The 21,968-nt window shown below is 59.0% G+C and carries 22 protein-coding genes; 6 read left to right on the top strand and 16 right to left on the bottom strand.

Features of this window, described 5'->3' with window-relative positions:
* Positions 1–49 precede the first annotated feature (49 nt).
* Together glgA and ACSQ2Z_RS24010 are read right to left on the bottom strand one after the other, a co-directional pair.
* Positions 50–1,528: a glycogen synthase GlgA gene (gene glgA / locus ACSQ2Z_RS24005; protein ID WP_436083718.1), complete on the bottom strand. Its 1,479-nt coding sequence runs from the start codon at positions 1,526–1,528 to the stop codon at positions 50–52.
* A gap of 255 nt (positions 1,529–1,783) precedes the next feature.
* The gene (locus ACSQ2Z_RS24010; protein WP_436083719.1) at positions 1,784–2,017 is read right to left on the bottom strand and encodes a DUF2934 domain-containing protein; all 234 of its coding nucleotides are present in this window, start codon (positions 2,015–2,017) and stop codon (positions 1,784–1,786) included.
* Positions 2,018–2,331: 314 nt separating this feature from the next.
* Between ACSQ2Z_RS24010 and ACSQ2Z_RS24015 the strand changes: the two genes are divergently transcribed.
* On the top strand, positions 2,332–2,700 hold the full coding sequence (locus tag ACSQ2Z_RS24015) for a hypothetical protein (protein ID WP_436083720.1): 369 nt from the start codon (positions 2,332–2,334) through the stop codon (positions 2,698–2,700).
* Between the two features lie 10 nt (positions 2,701–2,710).
* On the opposite strand, the gene ACSQ2Z_RS24020 is transcribed toward ACSQ2Z_RS24015, so the two are convergent.
* From ACSQ2Z_RS24020 to ACSQ2Z_RS24040, 5 genes are all read right to left on the bottom strand, one after another.
* A complete protein-coding gene (locus ACSQ2Z_RS24020; protein WP_436083721.1) occupies positions 2,711–3,391 on the bottom strand; it encodes a spermidine synthase in 681 nt (226 codons plus the stop codon).
* A gap of 57 nt (positions 3,392–3,448) precedes the next feature.
* Complete coding sequence (locus ACSQ2Z_RS24025) at positions 3,449–4,495, bottom strand: glutathione synthase (protein WP_436083722.1); 1,047 nt, start codon at positions 4,493–4,495, stop codon at positions 3,449–3,451.
* Positions 4,496–4,503: 8 nt separating this feature from the next.
* Positions 4,504–6,402, bottom strand: coding sequence for a flavohemoglobin expression-modulating QEGLA motif protein (locus tag ACSQ2Z_RS24030; RefSeq protein WP_436083723.1), 1,899 nt, complete (start codon positions 6,400–6,402; stop codon positions 4,504–4,506).
* Positions 6,399–7,220 carry an N-formylglutamate amidohydrolase gene (locus ACSQ2Z_RS24035; RefSeq protein WP_436083724.1) on the bottom strand — a complete coding sequence of 274 codons (822 nt, stop codon included), beginning with the start codon at positions 7,218–7,220 and terminating at the stop codon, positions 6,399–6,401. The genes ACSQ2Z_RS24030 and ACSQ2Z_RS24035 overlap by 4 nt, the downstream gene beginning before the upstream one ends.
* Positions 7,221–7,399: 179 nt before the next feature.
* Positions 7,400–8,065, bottom strand: a complete 666-nt coding sequence (locus tag ACSQ2Z_RS24040; protein ID WP_436083725.1) for a TetR/AcrR family transcriptional regulator — start codon at positions 8,063–8,065, stop codon at positions 7,400–7,402.
* Between the two features lie 128 nt (positions 8,066–8,193).
* Between ACSQ2Z_RS24040 and ACSQ2Z_RS24045 the strand changes: the two genes are divergently transcribed.
* Together ACSQ2Z_RS24045 and ACSQ2Z_RS24050 are read left to right on the top strand one after the other, a co-directional pair.
* Positions 8,194–8,457, top strand: coding sequence for a hypothetical protein (locus ACSQ2Z_RS24045; RefSeq protein WP_436083726.1), 264 nt, complete (start codon positions 8,194–8,196; stop codon positions 8,455–8,457).
* A 172-nt stretch (positions 8,458–8,629) separates the two neighbouring features.
* Positions 8,630–8,863 (top strand): hypothetical protein, encoded by a 234-nt coding sequence (locus tag ACSQ2Z_RS24050; protein ID WP_436084167.1) that lies wholly within the window; start codon positions 8,630–8,632, stop codon positions 8,861–8,863.
* Here the strand turns inward: ACSQ2Z_RS24050 and pncB are convergent.
* From pncB to ACSQ2Z_RS24080, 6 genes are all read right to left on the bottom strand, one after another.
* Positions 8,838–10,142 carry a nicotinate phosphoribosyltransferase gene (gene pncB, locus ACSQ2Z_RS24055; protein WP_436083727.1) on the bottom strand — a complete coding sequence of 435 codons (1,305 nt, stop codon included), beginning with the start codon at positions 10,140–10,142 and terminating at the stop codon, positions 8,838–8,840. The genes ACSQ2Z_RS24050 and pncB overlap by 26 nt on opposite strands.
* 218 nt (positions 10,143–10,360) lie before the next feature.
* Positions 10,361–10,681, bottom strand: a complete 321-nt coding sequence (locus tag ACSQ2Z_RS24060) for a DUF6074 family protein (protein ID WP_436083728.1) — start codon at positions 10,679–10,681, stop codon at positions 10,361–10,363.
* Positions 10,682–10,929: 248 nt separating this feature from the next.
* A complete protein-coding gene (locus tag ACSQ2Z_RS24065; protein WP_436083729.1) occupies positions 10,930–11,214 on the bottom strand; it encodes a hypothetical protein in 285 nt (94 codons plus the stop codon).
* A 147-nt stretch (positions 11,215–11,361) separates the two neighbouring features.
* Entirely contained in the window at positions 11,362–12,900 is a 1,539-nt protein-coding gene (locus ACSQ2Z_RS24070) for a SpoVR family protein (RefSeq protein WP_436083730.1), read from the bottom strand.
* Positions 12,901–12,912: 12 nt separating this feature from the next.
* The gene (locus tag ACSQ2Z_RS24075; protein WP_436083731.1) at positions 12,913–14,229 is read right to left on the bottom strand and encodes a YeaH/YhbH family protein; all 1,317 of its coding nucleotides are present in this window, start codon (positions 14,227–14,229) and stop codon (positions 12,913–12,915) included.
* A 139-nt stretch (positions 14,230–14,368) separates the two neighbouring features.
* Complete coding sequence (locus tag ACSQ2Z_RS24080; protein ID WP_436083732.1) at positions 14,369–16,318, bottom strand: PrkA family serine protein kinase; 1,950 nt, start codon at positions 16,316–16,318, stop codon at positions 14,369–14,371.
* 836 nt (positions 16,319–17,154) lie between these two features.
* On the opposite strand from ACSQ2Z_RS24080, the gene ACSQ2Z_RS24085 reads away from it, so the two are divergent.
* Positions 17,155–17,718 (top strand): transglutaminase-like cysteine peptidase, encoded by a 564-nt coding sequence (locus tag ACSQ2Z_RS24085; RefSeq protein WP_436083733.1) that lies wholly within the window; start codon positions 17,155–17,157, stop codon positions 17,716–17,718.
* 84 nt (positions 17,719–17,802) lie between these two features.
* Here the strand turns inward: ACSQ2Z_RS24085 and ACSQ2Z_RS24090 are convergent, their stop codons facing one another.
* Entirely contained in the window at positions 17,803–18,516 is a 714-nt protein-coding gene (locus tag ACSQ2Z_RS24090; protein ID WP_436083734.1) for a hypothetical protein, read from the bottom strand.
* A gap of 277 nt (positions 18,517–18,793) precedes the next feature.
* Here ACSQ2Z_RS24090 and ACSQ2Z_RS24095 point away from each other — a divergent pair, with 277 nt between their 5' ends.
* Both ACSQ2Z_RS24095 and ACSQ2Z_RS24100 read left to right on the top strand, forming a co-directional pair.
* Positions 18,794–20,194: a sensor histidine kinase gene (locus ACSQ2Z_RS24095; protein WP_436083735.1), complete on the top strand. Its 1,401-nt coding sequence runs from the start codon at positions 18,794–18,796 to the stop codon at positions 20,192–20,194.
* Entirely contained in the window at positions 20,191–20,841 is a 651-nt protein-coding gene (locus ACSQ2Z_RS24100; protein ID WP_436083736.1) for a response regulator, read from the top strand. The genes ACSQ2Z_RS24095 and ACSQ2Z_RS24100 overlap by 4 nt, the downstream gene beginning before the upstream one ends.
* Here ACSQ2Z_RS24100 and ACSQ2Z_RS24105 read toward each other — a convergent pair.
* A complete protein-coding gene (locus ACSQ2Z_RS24105) occupies positions 20,835–21,257 on the bottom strand; it encodes a hypothetical protein (RefSeq protein WP_436083737.1) in 423 nt (140 codons plus the stop codon). The two genes, ACSQ2Z_RS24100 and ACSQ2Z_RS24105, sit on opposite strands and share 7 nt — an antisense overlap.
* A 337-nt stretch (positions 21,258–21,594) precedes the next feature.
* Positions 21,595–21,870, bottom strand: a complete 276-nt coding sequence (locus ACSQ2Z_RS24110; RefSeq protein WP_436083738.1) for a hypothetical protein — start codon at positions 21,868–21,870, stop codon at positions 21,595–21,597.
* Positions 21,871–21,968 lie beyond the last annotated feature (98 nt).

Consider the following 21,968-nt stretch of genomic DNA (forward strand, 5'->3'; position numbering starts at 1 on the left):
CCGCTTTTACAGCGCAATGCCGCTTGTCGCGGCATACGATCGATGTCCTTTACTCCGCCGCTTTCGATGGAACCATCGACATTCTCCGACGGTCCGGAATGAGCTGGGCATAGAGCGCCGCATATTGTTCAGCGCTTCGCTCCCAGGAGAAATTCGCCTTCATCCCCTGGTTCTGAAGGCGCGCCCATTTCTTCGGATCGTGATAGGCCGCGAAGGCGCGAAGAATGGAAAGACGAAGGTTCTCGGCGGTCGCCGGATGGAACTGGAAGCCGGTGGCCACCCGGGCCGAGATCGCCGCATCATTGGCGTCGATGATCGTCTCGGACAGTCCGCCCGTGCGTGATACCACGGGCACGGCGCCATAACGCAGGGCATAAAGCTGCGTCAGACCGCACGGCTCGAAGCGGGACGGCTGGATGATGACGTCGGCGCCGCCGTGGATGAGGTGGGCTGTTGCCTCGTCATAGCCGATCCGGACGCCGATGCGGTCGGGGTGGCGTCCGGCGGCAGCGAGTAGTGCGGTCTCTATGTGTTCCTCGCCCTTGCCGAGCACGATCAGGCGGCCGCCGAGATGCGAGATTTCCTCGGCCACCTCGGCCAGCATGTCGCCGCCCTTCTGCCAGGTCAGCCGGGTGACCGCCGCAAAGATCGGTCCAGGGCCATCATCTAGCCGGAATGTTTCCAGGAGTTTCGCGCGGTTCCGGCTTCTTTGCCTTATGCTCTTGTGGTCATAATTGGCGGGAAGATGAGGGTCCGTAGCGGGGTTCCAGATCTCCATATCGATGCCGTTGACGATACCCGTCAGCGCCCGCGGTCGCGAACCAAGAGCGCCCGCCATGCCCATGCCAAGTTCGGGCGAAATCACCTCGCGGGCATAGGTGGGGCTGACCGTGGTTATGGCGCTGGCGGTGCGGATGCCGCCCTTGAGATAGCTGACATCGCCGTAATATTCGAGGCAATCGAGCGAAACGGCCTCTGGCGGCAGGCCGATCTGGCTGACGACGGAGGCCGGGAACTGGCCCTGAAAAGCCAGATTGTGGATCGTCAGCACGCTTGGCACGTTCCGGGCATAGGTCGAATATTTCATGTAGACGGAGGTCAGCGCCGTCTGCCAGTCATGCGTGTGAACGACGTCCGGCGACCAGTTCCGGAGCAGGCCACCGGCGATGGCTGAAGCCACGTAGGACAAGACCGCGAAGCGCTTCCAGTTGTCGGCGTGATCGTGGCCTGTCTCATCGAGGTAGGGGCCGCCGGGGCGTGTGTAGAGCGCCGGCGCATCGAGGATCAACAGGTCTAGCTGCTCATAGCGGGCTTCCAAAAGAGAGGCCGGGGCACCGAAGAGATTGGGAAAGAAATGAACTTGCTGGGCGCCGGTGAGCTTGGCAAACAGCGTGGGATAGCCCGGAACGAGTGTACGTGTGTAGCAGTTGTAACCGACAAGGGCCTTGGGCAACGAACCCGTTACGTCAGCAAGGCCGCCGGTCTTGATCAATGGAAAGATTTCCGACGTCACCGAAAGTATCTTCACGCAGGTCACATTCCTTGTACGGACGGTTACGATCACAAAGCAGCGGCATGGACCGCTGCCTGCCATGATGTTGCAAAGCGAAGCCGATGTCCGCAGAAAAGCGCATCGAGCGCCAAAAAAATCGTGCTGCAAAACACGCGCGCGAATTGGCGCGCAAAAAATCCGGCCGGATTTCACAGCCAGATGCGTGCCGACCCAGATTATCGTTACATCCGTTTGCGGAGTGACGGTTTGCCGGCACTCCGCAAGGCAGATTCAGACTGTCCTGGTGCGCTTCTTAGACGCGGGCTCGCTCACCGGGTCGTTCTTGACGACCGAAAGTTTCGAGGTCTTGGCAATCTTCTGCGGAATACCGGCAGCAGCGGCTTCGTCCTTCAGTTGCTGCAATGCCTCCAGCCAATGCTCTTCGTCACTACCGTCCGGGCAGCCGGCGGCTTCCCAGAGAGCGTATGCTCGTGTCCTGACGTCGTCTTCGCTGATATCCGTCATCTGCTTCTCCTTGCATATGGCCAACAATAACTGCGACGAGAGCGCTTGATCCCGCCTGAAATGCCGAACGTGCAATTTTTCCGCGTGGATGGTTCAGACTGCAAAACCGGGAATTTCAGGATGACGCGTTCCCAAGATTGAGAAAAGGACGCGTCAAAAAACCAATCGCAGATCAGCTTACGCTGACTTCGATCGCTGGCAAAAGACATTTCATCCGGCGCAAGCTTTTTTTGCACAGTCTTGGGTGGAACCGAAAGCGGCGCTACCCGTTATATATTGCGCTGGCCAGGCGGCTGGCTTTTGAGGAGTGCGCCATGAAAACAATTGCTCTCGTTCTGGCGCTGGCCGCGACTCCGGCTGCCGCCCAGTCGATGAAGGTCGAAGACCTTTGTATAAAAGTCGCGAAACATCTCCTGATGACAGACAATGTGCACACCGGCGTCGTCCAGTCATTTCCCGAACTCAAACCGCCCGGCGCTCGTATGACCTATTCGACCCGCGATGGGGTCGAGAAGAAGGACATGGTCGACACGATCTCCTGCGAATTTACCAAGACGACTGCACCGTTCGGATTGCAGCGTTTCTGCCTTGTCAGCACCTGCTATTCGGCCGGGGAGAGGAACCCGGACAACAGGCGCCGGTTCGAGGAGGTCCGCACCCTGCTGGAACGGGAAGGCCTGTAACCCTCCCGAGCTACTTGCCGCACTTCGTCGCCATCCAGATGACATGGCGCGCGCCGCCGCCCTTGGTGCTGGCGCGCACCTTCAGTTCTTCCACGACAAAACCGGCATCGCGCAGGCGCCGCATAAAACCGGCATCCGGCGCCGATGACCAGACGGAAAGAATGCCGTTCGGCCGCAGTGCCGTGCGTGCGGCGCGCAGGCCAACCGCGCTGTAGAGATTGTCATTAGCCTTGCGGGTCAGGCCCTCCGGCCCATTGTCGACATCGAGAAGGATCGCATCATATTCGGCGGTCGCCGGCTGGATCAGGCGGCCCACATCGCCTTCTCGGATGGTTACACGGGGGTCGTCGAGACAGCCGCCGAACACGTCCGCCATCGGCCCCCGCGCCCAGGCAACGACGGAGGGAACGAGTTCGCCGACAGTCACGCGCGCATCGGCGGGAAGTTCAGCCAATGCGGCCCGCAGCGTAAAGCCCATGCCGAGACCGCCGATCAGCATATGTGGTCGAGGGTGGCTGCGGATCCGTTCATAAGACAGGCGCGCCAGCGCTTCCTCGGAGCCGCTCAGTCGGCTGTTCATCAGTTCGATGGCGCCGAGCATGATGGAAAATTCGCTGCCGCGCTGCTTCAGGCGCAGTTCGCCACCGCCGTCCGGCATTATTGCCGTGTCAATGTGGGTCCAGGGGATCACGGGCACTTCCAATCGTCAGAGGCGCACGCGATAGCACATATGGCGGCGCAATACAGCTCAAAGCGTCGCCAGCGCCCGATTGGAAATCGAACCTGCATAGATCTTGCGGATAGCCAGCTTGTCTTCCAACGCCGCGACGATTTCCTCGGAGAAATCGATCTTGTGCATGCCGGCGACATCGGGAAGTCCTCCGGGCGTGAAGACGTTGATTTCCAAAATCTTGTCGCCGACGATATCGAGGCCGACGAGGAACATGCCGTCCTCGATCAGTTTCGGTCGGACCATCTCGGCGATCGCCAGAATGCCGTCGGTAATCTTCGCCGCCTCCGCCGTACCGGCGGCATGCAAGTTAGAGCGCAGATCTCCCTTGGCCGGAACGCGCCGGAAGGCGGCGTAGACGCCGTCGCGCATCAACGGCTTGCCGTTCATCAGGAAAAAGCGGGTATCGCCTGCCTTGGCCTCCGGCAGGTAGGCCTGCGCGATCAGGTAACCCTCGCCGCTGACCGCCTCGAAAATCTGGTTGAGGTTGGCATCGTTGGGCGTTGCGATCTTGAAAACATTCTTGCCGCCGGAGCCCTGCAGCGGCTTGATAATCACACCCTTGCGGTGATCGGCGATGAAGGCGCGGATTTCCTCGATGCTCTTGGAAATCAGCGTGGTCGGGCGCACGGCTTCCGGGAAACCCTGGAAATAGAGCTTGTTCTGCGCCAGCGTCAAACCCGCCGGATCGTTGACGACGATCGTTCCGCGCTCGCTAGCGAGACGCCCGAACATGGCGCCAATATGAGCCGCCCAGGGGCGATCTTCGGAATCGAGCGAGGGATCATTGCGCAGGAAAATGACGTCAACGTCGCGAACGTCGATCGTCCGGACCTCGGCACTCTTGCTCTGGAAGGCCGCGTGAAAGATCTGCGTATCCTTGTATCTCGCCGCCGGAACAATCGTCGCGCGGATCATCAGGCTATCATCCGGACGCAGTACGAAGGCGGCGGGCGTGATGTAGCAGACGTCGTGTCCACGGGCGACGGCCGCCATCGCCAGCGACGTCGTCGTAAAATCGGGCGTCTCGCCCTCGATCGAGTTGACGAAGAATGCGACACGCATGGCGGCTCCTAGCTTGTGAGCATGCCCAAAGGGGTCAGTCCCTCCCGTGCCTTGTCGAGGCGCGCCTGAGCCTGTGGATGAATGAGGAACGCGGGGCGCGTGACCGGCGCCTTGAGCAGGCCGCGCAGGCTGAGTTCCTGCATCACCCGGAAATGCGAAGCGGAAATCTTACCCATCCAGAACGGATCGAGCGCGCCGCCGGCTTTCAGGTGGTCGAGCAGTTCCAAGAGGCCGCGCAGATAGATGGCGTCCTTGGCGAGCCCGCCACCGCGGTAAAGCCGCAGCGTCAGATTAAAGGCGGTGGCCGGGCCGAACCCGTGTTCACAGACAAGCATGTTGTAGGTCTCGGCAAACGGCCGCCCTTCAAGCATCGCCGAGCAGGCGACGACGCGGGCAGCGACGAGGCGCAGCCGCGCGACCGTCATGCCACCGGCCATGTATTCGGAAAAGACGGCTAGGCCCTCCTGCATGCCCTCATAGCCGGCAAGACCCGAGCGGAAAAGCCGCAGGCCCTGCGCCGAGCCGTTAAAATAGGTGAGCAGGTGTACACCGATTTCGTGGCTGAGCAGTGCATGCACGCGGCTTTTCGCAACGCGCGTGGCGCGGGAAATGAGCAGGCGACCGTCGGATACCAAAAGACCGGGCGGCAAGTCGTCGCGCAATTCGATCTCGGCCGCGAACCCTTCACATTGCCGCTGATAGTTGGCGATCATCGCACGGGCGGCAATCTCGACATCGTAACAGCCAGCGATCTCGGTATCGGTCTCGCCGTCGTCGCCATCATGGGCAGCTTTCGCCGTTTGACCCAGGATTTCCACCGCGTTGCGGTACAACGAGGTCTCGACGGGGCCATAGAGCGCGCGGCTGTATTCGATGAAGCGGCTGGTCTCGCGCGCCGAGATCAACGACAACTGCAGATCAAGTTCCTGCTGCTTTTCGCGATAGAGATGGTAGAGAACCGGATCTTCGAAGCGGTCGAAGGCGACCGAGAAGAGCTTCCGCTTTTCCGCCTCGACCTGCACGGACAGCGGCCGGTATAAAAAGCGCGGCGCGCGCTTGAAGTTGTTTGCCTTGAACTCCTGCCAGGCGGCATCCGCATTGATCGGCGTGACGGCCAGAAGGAAGTCGAAGCTCGCGGCGACATCGTCGATGCTGCGGTCGGCCCGGCTCACCGCATCGACGAAGGCTTTGCGGCCAAGCGCGCGGTGGGTGGTGACCTTCAAACACTGCGTTGCGGCGGCAAAGGCAGCGAAGGCCTTCAGGCCGGCGTCGAAAATATTGGCGATCAGGCGCTCGCGCAAATCGGGATAGATCTTGCCCGATTCCGGCTGCCGATAGATCGGCGCAAACCGCACCGCCACCAACAAAAATCCCGTTTCCCGAGCCAGCGTCGCCGCCTGGAAATCGGTCTCGAGCGCGAACCGCTCGACACGGGGCGTGCGGAACTTGACCTGCCTTATATCGGCCCCCTCTGCCAATGCCGTCTCGGCCTCCCCGGCGGCAGGCTCGCCGGTCGCGGCAATCCTGATCTCGAACGGCGGCAGATAGGGTGCATCGTCGGTCAGGAACGTGTCATGCTCCAGTTCATCGACATCCAGCAGCATGAAGGCGCCGAACCGCTCCCTGAGAACGCCGCCGACCGCCGTGACGATCGGTAGAGCCTCATCAAGGTTATCGGCAATCAGATAGGAGGCATTGGCAGCGACGACATCGCGGGCAGCGAGGTCTTCCCGTCCCCTGGTCAGGAAAATCGACAGGAACGGCAGTGGCCGGTCGATATGCAAACGGCCGCCGTGACCGAACTCCTTGCGCACCGCCTTTTCGGCGCGGATACAGTCGAGGATTTCCTCCAGCCATTCAGGATAGACGGCGGGTCTATCGCGATCTTTGCGGCGCGTGTTCGTCATGGCAGCGCTCGCAGGGTTTCTTCGAGGACAGGCAGCGACAGCCGAACCATCTTGCGCATCGCTTCCAGCGCTTCGATGTCCGGCTCGCCGGTCCATTCGTCCATGAAGACCTTCTTGAACTCGACAGCGATGGCACAGCCGGACCGCGGGAAGCGCTCATGGACGAACCGTGTCTGCTCGCCCCTGCCATGGAAGGCGATGTTCTCGCGCACATCCATGTGAAGCCCACGAAACTGGAAGGCGCGCAATTGCTCCGTGAAGGCTTCGACCACTGGCGCCCAGCGCCGCCGATCCATCGAGAACGTGCCCAGATTGATCTGCGGTGCCACCTCAATCGCCATCTCCGGGGCGTCGGCGCCGTCGCGGCGGTGATTGTAACTGTGCACGTCAAGGAGGACGAAAGCGCCATATTGCCGTTCGAGGCCGCGCAGGTGGGTTTCAAGCATATCGTAATAGGCCTCATGCAGGCGCAACGCAGAGGCGATCGCCTCGTCGGGCAGCCGCTCCTTCCAGACCGTCAGTCCCCAGGCCTGCTCAGGCTTGAAATAGATCGCGTCGTTACGGTCGCGGTTGATGTCGACCTCGAATCGGGAGCGGTGGAAAATGATGCGGTTGGGCAGGTCGCGGATGAAGAATTCCGTGAACGGGTCCTCTTCGCGCAGCCGCTCGTCGCTGTCGAGCGTTATCAGGCCTTCGAGATCGCTGCGCAGATGATGTCCGTTGTGAACGGCCGTGCCGACGACCGGCGATGCGCCGCGATGCGCCGACCACCAGTCCAGCGGATCTGGATCTGCGATGATATCCTGGAAAGAGGGCATACCGTCCTTCTCATTGACTGAAGCAGCGAGAAAACATCGCCTCGCGTCTCTTTTTCAATCAACGAGTAAATGAAGGGGAGGTATGTTTTGTTCCATCGAACGCTTCGCTGGCCCGTTCAGCAGCCTGTGTGCGCAGGACGCTACAGGGAATTCCAGCCTCGGCTATGACACGGGAGCTTTTAGAGCATCGTAGCCCGTTGGCGGAACGAGGCGATCGCCGCCTCGCAGGCCCGCATGAAGCGCATTGATGGGCCTTCGCTGCCGGTGGCGAGTTTGCTCACCTGTGCACCCTCCATCAGCATGGAAAGTGTGTCTGACAACAGTTCGGGTTCGCTGACACCCGCCTCTTGACAGAGAGCTTCCAGCCGGCGGCGCTGGGCAAGTTTGAAGTTTTCGATCACCGCATGGGCCGGATGGCCCTGTTCCTTGAGCTCGACCGCGGCATTGGCGAGATCGCAGCCATACGGATTATCCGCAAGACACTGGGCTCTGGCTTTGACCCAGCCATGCAGACGCGCCATCGGGTCGTTCGGGTGCTGCGCTTCGAGTTCTTCCCAGAAGGCGCAGGCCTGCTCGGACTTGAACCTGAGCGTTTCGCAGATCAGGTCGTCCTTGGAGCCGAAATGACGGTAGAGCGTCATCTTGTTGGTGTCAGCGGCTTCGGCGATGGCATCGACGCCGATACCGCGGATGCCGTGCTGCCGAAAAAGCTCGCAAGCCGTTGAAACGATACGATCCCGTGGTGCTACCCGGACCTGCATACAGTCATTTTTTTCCGGCCTTACATCCGCCGGTTTCGAGCTCGATACGGATTTCGAATTTTTACTGACGAGGCTTCTTGACATAGGTGTGACCGGTCGGTAACTATATGGATGTTACTTACTGGTAACACCACATTAATATGCTGTCAAGTTTGAGACCCCGGCCGGGATCCGCCCGCCGGAAAAGACGATGAACCCGAAGGAATACCCCGATGCACCAGGCAAACAGCGATCTGACCATCACGGAGGTTTTGACCGACCCGATGATCCGCGCCGTCATGCGTGCGGATGGCGTCACCACAAACGAGATGAAAACGCTCCTCTATTCCGCGGCCAGCGCCCTTCGCCAGACGCAGCCGGGCTCAGTGAGTGCCAGGAATCATACGGCCAATCTTCTTGCCGCGCCGAAGCGCCGGCTGCTGTCCATGGTGCACCCGCTTGCCTCGCGCTCCGACTTGCTACGCATGAGCGCTTAAGAGACCCTATCCTCCCGGCGCATCCTTCAAAAAGAATGCGCAACTAGACCCAGCCGGACGCCTCCGCCGGCTGGGTTTTTGTTTTCAAAGGCCCCGGTCCGCCCAATCTGTGCCGGCCGCCGTAAGCTGGCGCTATCGGGATCGGGCTATCGCCCGCCCTGTGGAACATGGAGTGTTCCATCGGATCGCCTGCGAACAGGCGCAATGGCGTCGGTGTCAGACCTGCTGTAAAAGTAAAACCGCCGCAATCCTGATCGCCGATGCCGTTGGTTATAGCCGCTTGAGCGAGATCGACGAAGAAGGGACGCGCTTCCGTTTCCAACGCGACATGAAGGATATCTTCGAGCCGAAGATCGCTGCAAACGTCATCCGCCAAGCGGTCAGACCTTTACCACCTGCTCGGTAAAATCCTCCGTCCCGAAGAATTTCAGGTAGCGCTCGACTTCCGATGGCTCGCCGGTCGCCTTGCGTGGATTGTCGGAGAGCTTGACGGCGGGACGGCCATTGGCGTCGCTGACCTTGCAGACAATGGAAATGGCATTGAGCCCGCTGATTTCCATCGGCGCACAACCGGCGAAATCGTTGGTGAGGTTGGTACCCCAGCCGAAGCTCATCCGCACCCTGCCGCGGAAATGCCGGTAGGTCTGGAGAATTGTCTCCACATCGAGACCATCCGAGAAGATCAGCAGCTTTTCCTTCGGATCGCGGCCCATCTTCTGCCACCAGGCGATGATCTTCTCGCCGCCTTCGATCGGCGGTGCGCTGTCGGGGCGGAAACCCGTCCAATCCGCAACCCAGTCAGGCGCATTGCGCAGGAAGGCGGCCGTGCCAAAGGAATCCGGCAGGACGATCAAGAGATTGCCGCCATAAAGCTGATTCCAGTGCTGCAGCACCTTGTAGGGCGCTTCGCCGAGTTCCTGATCGTTGCGGGCCAAGGCGGCTGCGACCATCGGCAACTCGTGCGCATTCGTGCCGAGCGCTTCGAGATCGGTATCCATGGCAAGCAGCACGTTGCTGGTGCCGGAAAAGGACTTGCCGATGCCTTCCTTCAGCGCCTCGACGCACCAGCGCTGCCAGAGAAAGCTGTGGCGGCGGCGGGTACCGAAATCGGAGATACGCAGGTCGGGATAGGCCCTGAGCTGCTCGACCTTCGACCACATCTTGGCCTTGGCGCGGGCATAGAGTACGTCAAGCGCAAAAGGCCCCATATCCTTCATGGCCGTACGCGAGCGCAATTCGTTGATGATCGCCAGCGCCGGGATTTCCCACATGGTCGTGTGCGTCCATTTGCCGGGGAAAGTCAGCTCGTATTGGCCGTAACGACGCGACAGCTCGTAATCCGGCAACTGAAAATCGGCCAGCCAGGCGAGGAAATCGGGGGCGAATATCTGCTTGCGACCGTAGAAGGTATTGCCGGCGAGCCAGATCATTTCCTTCTTGGTGAAACGGAGATTACGCACGTAATCCAGCTGCTCGCGCAATTCCTGCTCGTCGATCTCGTCGGTCAGAAGTACGGTCTTGGTGCGGTTGATAACCGAGAAGGTTGCATCGACATCGGGATAGAGCCGCCAGATCATCTGCAGCATTAGGAGCTTGTAAAAGTCCGTGTCGAGCAGGCTGCGCACCACCGGATCGAGCTTCCAGGCATTGTCGTAGACGCGGCGGGCGAGATCCGTCTTGGTCATGCAAAAACTCCCCGCGCCCTGCCCTTCAATCTCAAGCCTATATGCGGCTTACCCCTACACTCATGACACGGTATCCGACCTTGCCGCAACAGGCTGATGCAAAGCCAAGTTCATCAAAAGGCAAATAGCCTCGCAGCTGGCCAGCGTCGCGTTTCGGACGGCTTGCCTCGCTCCGATGGCCAGGCCGTGATGTCGCCCGGAAATTGCCGGCGATGATGTCACCTTACGGACTGAGGCGGGTAACCGCCCTGCGCTTCGGCAGCGAGGCGATCCGAATAGCGCCGCATCATTTCCACCTGGACTTCCGTCTGGAACGCCATGACTTGCTGGGAGATCGCGTCATCCGCGCAGCCAAGCGTCTTCAGCCTTGCCGCCAGGGCGCGGCACTCCGTTTTCCAGTATTGCAGGGCGCCCTCGCCATGGATGTTTTCGAGCTCCGACGCACAGCGCCGGACCAGGCTTACCTGTCCTGCAGGGGGAAACGGCACGACCCGTTCTTTCGAATCCGAAAAACGCACATCCATCAACGCAGCACTCATCCGGCGGTTCTCCATGTTCGCCATTATTGTTTACAAAGCATATGGTTAACGCTTCGTTTCCGCAGCGCGATCTTCCTCATTTCGGAGCTTGTCACACTGTTTGAGATGAAGAGAACGGCAGCTGTGAAGAAAGCCATGCCAGGGCCTGCATGATGGGAAAATCTTAACGCCACTGCGTGGGCAGGATTTCTTCGCGGCAACCAATTCATAAGAAATAACTAAAATAGGTACGAACGGTCGATGAACGATTACGGTACAGGACCGCTCTGCTGCTGCATTTTCGGCCGGCTGAGCAACGTCGGAAGCCGCTGCATACCTTGATGGAGGTAGATGCCTGCCGTTTCCGTGCGGCTTTTTTCCTTATCGCCGGGAACATCGGTTCCCCTCCGACGTTTTGCGAAAAACGGGAGGAAACCATGACCCATCACATCGATAACCGACAAACCCAAAGGAACACAAAGCCGACCTATGAGGTCGCCAATCACTGCAAGAGAAACGGAATCGATAAATCTGAAGCACGCAAGATCGTTCAAATGTTGGGTCGTTTCGCTAGCCGGCACGAACTCGAAGTCAACGCACCGCCCAAGAAGCCGAAGTTTCGGTATTGATGGCGCCTTCACCGCCCGTTTCCAAACAATGCGATCAACTGAGGATGCAGGCCGCCGTGATTCGGTCGCGCGCTACGCCGTCGAGCATTCGTAACGAACTTTACCGGTTTCCGCGTCGACGCCCGCCAGGCTTACGTCATAGCCCCATAGATGGCGAACGCGCCGCAGGGTGGCGTCACGTTCTTTTTCTTCCAAAAGGATGCCGTTTTTTATGTTGTGCCGCAGGCGGAGTTGGCGGTCGCCCAGCAGGTCGACATCCACGACCTGGATGTCCGGCTGGTTAGCGCCGACATCGTAACTCTTGGCGAGTGCCGCGCGGACGGCCCTGTAACCCCGCTCGTTATGGATTGCAGCGACCTCGCAGTATTTCGCATTCCGCTGATCCGTCAGCAGGAACAGCCTGAATTTACGGATCAGCGCTGGGCTCAGATATTGCAGGATGAAAGATTCGTCCCGATGATTTGCCCAGGCATCGCGAAGGGTTTCGCGCCATTGGCCGCTTCCGGCGATCTGCGGAAACCAGTCTCGATCCTCCTGTGTCGGGTGGTTACAAATGCGCTCGATATCCTGCATCATGGCAAATCCCAGCGCATAGGGGTTCATGCCCGAGTAGCGCGGATCATCGAAAGACGGCTGAAAGACCACGCTGGAGTGGCTGTGGAGCATTTCCAGGATGGCGCCTTCGCTGATTTTGTCCTGATCGAACAACCGGTTGATAATGGTGTAGTGCACGAAGGTGGCGCATCCCTCGTTCATCACCTTCGTTTGCCGCTGCGGATAGAAATACTGGGCGATGACGCGAACGATCCGCAGGAGTTCCCGCTGCCACGGCTCGAGGATCAAGCTGTTCTTCTCGAGGAAATAGAGCAGATTTTCTTCCGGAAGATTGAGCACCTTCTTTCGCTCCGAGGCTTCGCGTTCGGCCTCTTCCGGGTCGGGACGACGCCCGGCCGGGCGGGGCAGCGTTCTCCACAGATCGCTATAGGTCTGTTCCTCATATTCCAGCCTTTCGCGGACCCGCTCCTGCTCTTTTTTCGAGGAGAGGCGGGGTGGGCGGCGGGAACGGAAGACACCTTGATCCATAAGTGCGTGGGCGGAATCGAGAATGGCCTCCACGGCGGATGTTCCGTGCCGCTCCTCGCATTTCGCAATGTATTTCTTGGCAAACTCCATATAGCTCAGGATGGCGTTGGCGTCGGTCCACTGCCGGAACAGGTAGTTGTTTTTAAAAAAGTGGTTGTGGCCGAAGGCAGCGTGGGCTGTCACCAGGGTCTGCATCGCCATCGTGTTCCCCTCCATCAGGTAGGTGATGCAGGGGTTGGAGTTGATCACCAGTTCGTAGGCAAGGCCGTGATGGCCCTTGCGGTAGTGATGCTCCTCGAAAACGAACCGCTTGCCGAAGGACCAGTGCTGGTACATCAGCGGCATGCCGACGGAGGAATAGGCATCGAGCATCTGCTCGGCGGAGATGATTTCGAGCTGGTTGGGATAGACGTCGAGACCGAGATCATCGAGCGCAATCGCCTCGATGGCGTCATAGGCGCGCGACAGCGTCTTGAAATTCCAGTCGGAGCTGTGAAACAACAGCTGTGAGGCGGTGCTCTTTCCCATTGCCGGCTCCGTTCAACTGCGAAACTGCATGGTCGGCTGCCTGGCGAAGAGCTTTCGAAAGACAGGGTAGATGTCGGAGGGTCTTGCGATCCGCGTCATCTGGAAATTCGGCCATTTGTCATCGACGGTACGATAAGCGCGCCAGAGCGAGGTTCCGTTGTCAGTCGACCCGAAAATTTCGGTCTCACGTTCATCGATGATTTCGACATAGGCGTAGTACTGGCAAAGGCGCATCAGCGCGCCGTTGAGAATAGAGGCGCAGCGCTCTGAATCGCGCGGGATATTGTCGCCATCCGAGGCCTGGGCGGCATAGATGTTCCATTCCTTTGCCGGATAACGCTCCCGGATGATAGCGAGCATCTCCTCCAGCGCGGTGGATACCACCGTGCCGCCACTTTGCGTGCTGTAGAAGAAAGTGTCTTCGTCGACTTCGCCGGCCTCATCGGTGTGACGGATAAAGACGATATCGATCCGGTCGTAGCGCCGTTTAAGGAAAAGGTGCAGCAGGACGAAAAAGCGCTTGGCGAGATCCTTCTCCCGCTCGCCCATGGAACTCGAAACGTCCATGAGGCAGAACATCACCGCATTGGCATTTGGCAGCGGCTGGCGCTCGAAACGGTTGAAGCGGATGTCGACCGGATCGACATAAGGAATGCGCCGGCGCCGGCGCTCCAGCCTGTCCAGTTCCTCACGCAATGCTTGCAAGCGCTGGCGTTTCGTGGCGTCTGGGCTCTTTTCCGTTTCCAGCCTGGCGATCTCCTCGGCGATTGCCTCCAGCGCCTTTCGCCCCGGCCGGTGCAGCGCGATGCGCCGCCCATAGCTGTTGCGCATGGTGCGGCCCACATTGATGTTCGTCGGAGAGCCGCTGGTGGCGAAGCCTGCCCGCCGCGGCTTGAAGGCGACGGCCTCCTTCAGGCTGAGTTTGATCATGTCAGGAAGTTCAAGATCCTCGAAGAAAAGATCGAGCACTTCCTCACGTGACAGCAGGAACTGGAAGTCGTCCTCGTCGCTGCCGGTGCCGGCGCCCGAACCTGCCCCGCCAGCGCCGCGTCCCTGTTTCTCGATGCGATCTCCCGGCGTGTATTCCCTGTTGCCGGGCAGGACGTATTGCCGATCGCCGCTGTCGCGTGAAGGCCGGAAAGTCGGCTCGCTGGCGCCGCCTGCGGGCATGGGGACTTTGTGCCCGGCGTCGACGTCGGCGATCCGGTCCGTCTTGACATGCTCCTTGATGGTCCGCTTCAGTTCCTCGCGTGCCCGCTTCAAGAAACGCCGCCGGTTGCCGAGGCTCTTGTCTTTCGGGTTGAGGCGACGGTCGATGAAATTCGGCATTGACTACCCCTAGAACATGATGCCGAAAAGTGTGACGCGGCTTTCGGGCGACATCATGCTCCAACTCATTAATTGAGAGGCGGATTCAGATTTCAGGTGGATTCGACCTAAAATCATCCGGCTCTGGACATCCGTACCCTCACCCCGCCTTGTTGACGCGCATGTACCATTCGACGAGCCGCCGGATCTGCCGTTCGGTATATCCGCGCGCGATCATGCGCTGGACGAACTCGGCATGCTGCTTTTCGGTGGCACTGTCCTTCTTCGAACCGAAACTGATCACCGGCAGCAGATCTTCCACCTGGCCGAACATACGCTTTTCGATCACTTCGCGCAGCTTTTCATAGCTCATCCAGGACGGATTTCGGCCGTGGTTCTTGGCACGGGCGCGAAGCGTGAACTTGACGACCTCGTTGCGGAAGTCCTTCGGATTGGCGATGCCGGCCGGTTTCTCGATCTGTGACAGCTCGTTGTCGAGGACTGTCCGGTTGAGGATCTGCCCGGTGTCCGGATCCTTGAAGTCCTGATCCTCGAGCCAGGCGTCAGCATAGGCGATATAGCGGTCAAACAGGTTTTGGCCGTATTCGCTGTAGGATTCCAGATAGGCCTTCTGGATTTCATGGCCGATGAATTCGGCATAACGGGTCGCCAGCTCCGACTTGATGAAGTCGAGATAGGCTGCCTCCGTCTCCTTGGGAAACTGCTCGCGCCGGATTGCCTGCTCCATGATGTACATGAGATGCACCGGATCGGCAGCAATTTCCTTGGTGTCGTAGTTGAAGGTCTCAGACAGCACCTTGAAAGCGAAACGGGTGCTGACGCCCGTCATGCCCTCGTCGACACCGGCGGCGTCACGATATTCCTGCACCGATTTCGCCTTCGGATCGATGTCCTTCAGGTTCTCGCCGTCATAAACCCGCATCTTTGTGTAGAGGGGCGAGTTCTCATGCTCCGCGAGCCGTGTGGAAACGGTGAAACGGCTTAGATTCTCCAACACCTCCGGCGCACACGGATTATTGGCCAGTTCGCTTTCACGAAGAAGCTTCTCGTAGATCTGCCGCTCTTCGGTGACGCGCAGGCAATAGGGCACCTTGACCACCAGAATGCGGTCGAGGAATGCCTCGTTGTTCTTGTTGTTCTTGAACTGCAGCCATTCGGACTCGTTCGAATGGGCGACGACGATGCCCTGATAGGGAAACGCGCCGAAGTTCTCCGTGCCGTTATAGTTGCCCTCCTGGGTCGCGGTCAGAAGCGGGTGGAGGACCTTGATCGGCGCCTTGAACATTTCGACGAATTCGAGCAGGCCCTGCGTCGTGCGGTTCAGCCCGCCGCTGTAGGAATAGGCGTCAGGATCGGCCTGGCTAAAGTTTTCGAGCTGGCGGATATCGACCTTGCCCACCAGCGACGAGACGTCCTGATTGTTTTCGTCGCCCGGCTCGGTCTTGGCGATGCCGATCTGGCGCAGACGGGAGGGCATCAGCCTGACGACGCTGAATTTCGAGATGTCGCCGCCCACCTCGTCGAGCCGCTTGGTGGCCCAGGGCGAAATCATGCCCGTGAGGCGCCGCCTGGCTATGCCATACTTGTCTTCCAGGAGATCGGCCATGCGTTCGGGATCAAACAGGCCAAGCGGGGACTCAAAGACGGGGCTGATCTTGCCGCCGACCATCAGCGTATAGATGGGCCGCTGCTCCATCAGCTTCTTCAGCCGCTCTGCCAGTGACGACTTGCCTCCGCCGACCGGGCCTAGCAGATAAAGAATCTGCTTGCGTTCTTCGAGGCCCTGAGCCGCATAGCGGAAATAACCGACGATGCGCTCGATCGTATCTTCCATGCCATAGAAGTCGGAGAATGCGGGATAGACTTTGATTGTTCGGTTGGCGAAGATTCTGCCAAGACGCTCGTCTGAACTTGTCTCGACGAAGGTCGGGTCTCCGATGGCTGCCACCATCCGCTCCTGTGCAGTGGCGTACATGTTTTTATCATCACGGCATGCGAGGAGATATTCCTGGAGACTGATCTCCTCTTGCGCTGCACTGGTGTAAATCTCCGAAAAGAGATCGAAGACGTCGGTTTCACCCTTTTGCATCATGCTCTCCCGCGGCCGGTTGGCTGCCATGGGATCGCTGGCTTGTCGGCTCGCTTCATGAGATCAACGGTTTCCCTTGCAGTAAGTTCCTTCACATAACCGGCATCAGCAATGAATTAATAGATTGGCGACGGGGGCGACATGTTGCGCATCCGCGCCGGTGATCAATGCCGGGACAAGACAAGTCAGCATTCCCGTTGCACACGACTCAGCAGTGTAGTGAAGACCGCCTGTGATGGCAATTCTAAGTGCCCAATTATAACGAGGAATTCATCGTCATCACTACTGCTGTGGCGTACGGAATTGCCGGCCCTCGCCGCGACTGCGTCATCAAAATGGATGGCGAATTCAACATCCGGTCGCCACTCGCGTTGCGGTAGATGAGGGGCTGCCCCCTGTTTTACTACCCATGCTCGCCGCCATTGCCCGTGAAAGTAGCGGCGCCTATTTGGCCACTGCCCTTCCGGCGTTTGGCGCCCCCGTTCGCATGCCGCCATACCTCTTGCGGCCGTCATCTATCAGCCGAAAGCCTGCGCCTCTACCGCTTGTATCATTCTGCCTACCGCAACCGGGAAATGGTAAAAAGGACTTGTCAGTTCAGTGCCAGAGGCGCGGCTGGCGCCTAGTACCCAATCCCACGCCCCACGGATTGCAGGTTGCTGGAAACACCAAACTGTACCATCGCATGGGGAGTCAAAATGCTTTTTTATTCGACCTAGCGTGAGCACACCAAGAAACTGGTTGTTGCATAGATCACATATTTATCAATAACTTAGATGATTTTTCTGCTGAACGCAGCGCACTTTGTCGTGCGCGGCGAGCAAGGGATTTTGACGATGAGGACGCTCGACCCAGCCACATCTCGCATGCAGTCGGATACCAATTGCCACTCCATCGACGACGACCTGATGACCTGCGAGCGGCATGAGGGCCGCAACTGGTCTTTGCTCTTGATCTTCGGATCGCTGACGCTTGCCGTTGTGGCCGCTCTTTTCTGGCTGGCGTCTGCTGCCTTCTCGTTGGTAAGCGCAGCCGAACCGATCGCATTCAGCATCTATTGCATGGATCACCTTGATGAGTGCCCGACGAAGGGTCCCCGGTTCGTCCGCTATTCGGCTCCGCTGATGCAACTGGTGAGCAAGGTCCAAACCCAGGTCAATGGCGCAATAATCCCGAGGCGGGAAACCGTCGATGTGTGGTCGGCCGATGTCTCCAGCGGAGACTGCGACGACTATGTCATGACAAAGCGCCGCAGGCTTATTCAGGCTGGCGTTCCTGCGACAGCGATGCGCGTCGTCGTCAGTCGCCGCTCCGGCGAAGGTCACGTCGTATTGGTGCTGAGGACGGACAAGGGCGAGATCATCCTCGATAACCTGCGCCGCACCGCATATCTTCGTTGATCGCTGGCCGGATGTAAACTCGCCAAGTGATCAACCTGGGAATGCGTGGCCGGCAGGTCAGATCCGTGCCGGCCACATGACGGCTTAGTTTGCGGTTTCGACTTCAATCGTCGTTGTTGTCGTCGTAGTCGTGGTTGTCTCAGATGTCGTTTCCGGAAGCGTGTCACGAATTTGATCGATCTTGCCGACCGCCGGTCCGACACCAAGGATGTCCTTGGCCTCCTCCAAAGTGTCATCGGTCACAACGCCGTCCTTGGTGAAGCCGGCAAGTGCATCACGCAGTGCGTCGTCGCTGAGCGCCGGATCGGTCGGAACGACGTCAGGGCCGTTCTCGGCCTCGAACTGAGCATAGGCTATCGCATAGGCCGAAATCGCCGCCATGCGCGGATCGCTTGAATTCAGGTATGCGTGATAATTGCGATTGAGCGAGCTTAACCCGGCAGTATTGGCCTTGTCTGCGTTCACTTTCGCCGTGACCGTCTTCTCGGCTTTCGGCGTCTTTGCCGCCTTGACCGCCTTATCGGATTTCTTCCCGAACGTAAAAAGCGACTTCAGCGTCGGAGTGTCGTCTGCGCTGCTACTCTTTCCGGTCTTGCCTGAGCGCGCTTCACCAGACTTTCCATGGTTTTCGCTGCCGCCGCGACCTCCGCCATTACCGTTGCCGCCTCCACCTCCGGAGTTACCATTCCCGTCCTTCGCATAGGCCGCGCCGGTAATGCCAAGCGTGCCGCTTGCCACGGGGGCGACGGCGATGGTCAAAGCCACGATGCTTCGCCCGATTATTTTCCTAACAGACATATTGATCTCCCGTTGAAATATTCGCGGCCGGTGTTACCGTGACGTAGCCGCCTTCGATGTGAAGCCAGCATAGTGTGCCCACGAGAGCGGTTCCATCGCCTACGGACCATTGCTTCAGCGTGTAAGACTTAGGTCTGATCGGGGTGACGCCAAAAGTCCGGCAAATGTCCATACCGTTCGCGTGCCATTGACCGTTCGGCTGGAGTGGGTAGTTTAACGACTCTAACCGCTACCGAAGTGCCGCCTGCGATCAAGGCGACCGATCCCGAGATTGCTCGTGCGCGCCGACACCCTGATTACACGATGGAACATGCAGTCGCTGACGAAACAGTTCCTGCTGATCGGCGGCATTGTCGCGACGACCGCCATGGTACTGGTCGGCGGGTTCGTTTCCAGCCTGATAGAAGATGCGGTCACGCGAAATTCGGCCGCAACCACGGCGCTCTACGTCGACAGCGTCATCGCGCCGCTCTTGCCCGATATGCAGACGACCCAGGTTCTGGACGACGCAGCCACCCGCGCCCTCGATGAAACGCTTGGGCAGGGAGCGCTGGGTGAGCGGCTTCTGTCGTTCCGCCTCTGGCGAGCGGACGGCACTGTTCTCTATTCGAACGAGGAGGACGCGGTCGGCAAGCGGTTTGATCCCAGCGACGACTTGAGGACGGCATTTGCCGGCACGATGGTTGCCCAGTTCGAGCCGTTTGACGCCGCTGACAAAGAGACTGACCGGCCGGCCGGCGTGCCGCTTCTCAAGATCTACAATCCGGTTCTTCAACCGTGGTCAGGACAAGTTGTCGCCGTTTCTGAATTTCACGAGATTGCCAATGATTTCCAGCGAAGCCTGCGCCGGGCGCGTTTCCACGCATGGCTTGCAGTTGCGGCCTTCACGGCCTCCTTCTTCATCGTGCTTTCGGCGATCGTCCTGCGGGGCAGCAGAACCATCGAAAGTCAGCGCAGTGCCCTTGGGCAGCGCATCTACGAGCTTTCGGCTCTGCTTTCGCAAAACGAGACGCTGCGGGGACGCCTGCAGCGCGCGTCGCAACGGGCAACGGCGCTGAACGAAAGCCATCTGCGACGCATCGGCGCCGACCTGCATGACGGCCCTGCGCAACTCGTTGCATTTGCCTCGTTGCGGCTGGACAGCAATGCGCTGATCAGTCCCGAGACCTCACTGGCGGCGCGCGAACGCGAAATCACCGCCATCAAGGCAAGCCTCGATGAGGCCATGGATGAGATCAGAACGATATGCAGCGGACTGGTCCTGCCGCAGATAGAGGCTGCGAGCTTATCGGAAATATTGGAGCGGAGCGTTCAGGCTCACAAGCAGCGAACAGGATCGGCCGTGGATTTGTCGATATCCGCCCCGCCCGATCGCCTTTCTCCGTCCGCCAAGATATGCATATACCGCTTCATGCAGGAGGCGCTCAACAACGCCTACCGCCATGGCGGAGGCGTCGGCCAACGTGTCATGCAGACAATGGAAGGCGACCGGATCATGATCGAGGTCGCAGACAGCGGACCGGGCTTCGATCCCGGCGACGTGCAACCCACAAGCCTTGGACTCGCCGGTCTGAGGGAACGGATCGAAAGCCTGGGCGGCACATTTGACGTCAGCTCGTCCCCGCCCGGTACGGTCGTTAGGATGTCACTCGGCACCGAGGAGATTGGACAAGCATGATGCCAGGAATACGCGTGGCGGTGGTCGATGATCATCCTCTGTTCAGAGAGGGAGTGACGCGAAGCCTGTCGGAGATCGACGGGTTTGAAATCGTCGCAGAAGGAAGCTCGAAGGACGATGCGCTGCGTATTGCCGAGAATCTGCACCCGGATGTCATGCTGATGGATATCTCGATGCCAGGCGGCGGACTGAATGCGATCCCGCTGATCCTTGAAATCGCACCGTTGCAGAAGATCGTCATGCTTACCGTTTCCGAGGCCAGCGACGATGTTACCGCGGCTTTGAACAGTGGCGCGAAGGGTTATGTCCTTAAGGGAATTGGTTCCCGCACACTGGCAGATGTCATTCGCACCGTGGCTCAGGGGGAAAGCTATGTCGCTCCGACGCTATCGGCAAAGCTCCTGTCCAACCGCTCGCAGGCTTCAGCAAACCAGTCAGAGCTGGTTGCGAACCTGACCGCGAGAGAGCACGAGGTTCTGCATCTCGTGGCGTCAGGCATGAGCAACAAACTTGTCGCGAGGAAACTCGATCTGCAGGAGAAGACCGTCAAGCACCATATGACGCAGATCATGGCAAAACTGGGCGTCACGAACCGGACCGAAGCTGCCATGGTGTTGCGTGATGCGATCGACCACCGCGGTCAATGAATAAGCGATCGAAGCCGTTTTGCGTCTGCTGACGTTGCCCGCCGGTTCACGATGGTGCGCCCTCGGGCGTCCTTCATGATGTAGCGGCCATTTCTGATCTCTTCGCTCATCCCATCGATGTGGCGAACGCCCAGCGCCGAAGTGTCGTCTTCGATTACCGCCCCCTTCCTGCTCGCCCCACCCGAATTGTCGCCGGAATTATTGCTGTTTGCGCTGCCGCTTCCCTTGCCATTCCCGCCACCGCCATTGCCGCCACCGCCCTTGCCATTGCCGTTACCGCCGTTTTTCGCCATCGCGGACTGGGAAGCGAACTCAACGGTCGAGCCAGAAAACTTGATCTTGCAAGGAATCGTGGAAACGGAGAGAACGATAGAGACGGACCACAGCGCTGCAATAAATCTACGACCCGTCGACATTCCTATTCCCTTGAAAACGCGGATGACATACCGCTCGCCCGATATCGGCTATCGCAATAGGCACCGGTGAGCAATGGTGGACGCTGAAGGTCAACATCATCGCAACCGTTGCGATAGCGGAGCGAAACGCTTGACTGGCATGGTGGACCAACGGGGAGTCCTCGACCTTGTGCCCATCACACCTTCAAGATTTTGCTCACGGCTCAATTGCGCCGTCAACTCGAGACTAAGCTGATCCGGGGATGTCAGACCTTTCCCTCGCTATGATAAGACGTTCGTCCGACCCGCTTAGGACCAAGGTCGGAGGGCAATCAAGGGCACCGCAAGCGTTCCTTTGTCATAACCCATGCTTCGTTTCCGGCGATGTCATTCCGTCTGGCGCGTCATCCACCAGCGTCCACGAGATCGACCATTCATCCTTGCCACCCTCATCGTGGGTATAGCGACCGTGCCCCGCAACCTCATTGCCCCCTGAGTCCATGATGATCCAATCTGGCGGCGCGATGCCGGGCAGTTCCAATATATTGAGAATGTCACGCAGCTCAGCCAACGTGGTGACCTTCTGAAGATCGTGCCAGCCATGTACCCTTATCGTCCAGGCATAATGCGTCATGGCGTATCTAATCCCGTCGGCTAGCGCTCGATCATGGCAGCGAGCTTGTCGGATTAATCACCAGAATCGAACAAATTCGATATCAAGGGGAACTTCGG

The organism is Pararhizobium sp. LjRoot235 (assembly GCF_964254145.1).
GTDB lineage: Bacteria > Pseudomonadota > Alphaproteobacteria > Rhizobiales > Rhizobiaceae > Pararhizobium.

Coding starts and splice junctions, on each gene's coding strand:
- ACSQ2Z_RS24010 (WP_436083719.1), bottom strand. CDS start 2,017: ATGACGGATATCAGCGAAGACGACGTCAGGACACGAGCATACGCTCTC.
- ACSQ2Z_RS24015 (WP_436083720.1), top strand. CDS start 2,332: ATGAAAACAATTGCTCTCGTTCTGGCGCTGGCCGCGACTCCGGCTGCC.
- ACSQ2Z_RS24025 (WP_436083722.1), bottom strand. CDS start 4,495: ATGCGTGTCGCATTCTTCGTCAACTCGATCGAGGGCGAGACGCCCGAT.
- ACSQ2Z_RS24030 (WP_436083723.1), bottom strand. CDS start 6,402: ATGACGAACACGCGCCGCAAAGATCGCGATAGACCCGCCGTCTATCCT.
- ACSQ2Z_RS24035 (WP_436083724.1), bottom strand. CDS start 7,220: ATGCCCTCTTTCCAGGATATCATCGCAGATCCAGATCCGCTGGACTGG.
- ACSQ2Z_RS24040 (WP_436083725.1), bottom strand. CDS start 8,065: ATGTCAAGAAGCCTCGTCAGTAAAAATTCGAAATCCGTATCGAGCTCG.
- ACSQ2Z_RS24045 (WP_436083726.1), top strand. CDS start 8,194: ATGCACCAGGCAAACAGCGATCTGACCATCACGGAGGTTTTGACCGAC.
- pncB (WP_436083727.1), bottom strand. CDS start 10,142: ATGACCAAGACGGATCTCGCCCGCCGCGTCTACGACAATGCCTGGAAG.
- ACSQ2Z_RS24060 (WP_436083728.1), bottom strand. CDS start 10,681: ATGAGTGCTGCGTTGATGGATGTGCGTTTTTCGGATTCGAAAGAACGG.
- ACSQ2Z_RS24070 (WP_436083730.1), bottom strand. CDS start 12,900: ATGGGAAAGAGCACCGCCTCACAGCTGTTGTTTCACAGCTCCGACTGG.
- ACSQ2Z_RS24075 (WP_436083731.1), bottom strand. CDS start 14,229: ATGCCGAATTTCATCGACCGTCGCCTCAACCCGAAAGACAAGAGCCTC.
- ACSQ2Z_RS24080 (WP_436083732.1), bottom strand. CDS start 16,318: ATGCAAAAGGGTGAAACCGACGTCTTCGATCTCTTTTCGGAGATTTAC.
- ACSQ2Z_RS24085 (WP_436083733.1), top strand. CDS start 17,155: ATGAGGACGCTCGACCCAGCCACATCTCGCATGCAGTCGGATACCAAT.
- ACSQ2Z_RS24090 (WP_436083734.1), bottom strand. CDS start 18,516: ATGTCTGTTAGGAAAATAATCGGGCGAAGCATCGTGGCTTTGACCATC.
- ACSQ2Z_RS24100 (WP_436083736.1), top strand. CDS start 20,191: ATGATGCCAGGAATACGCGTGGCGGTGGTCGATGATCATCCTCTGTTC.
- ACSQ2Z_RS24105 (WP_436083737.1), bottom strand. CDS start 21,257: ATGTCGACGGGTCGTAGATTTATTGCAGCGCTGTGGTCCGTCTCTATC.
- ACSQ2Z_RS24110 (WP_436083738.1), bottom strand. CDS start 21,870: ATGACGCATTATGCCTGGACGATAAGGGTACATGGCTGGCACGATCTT.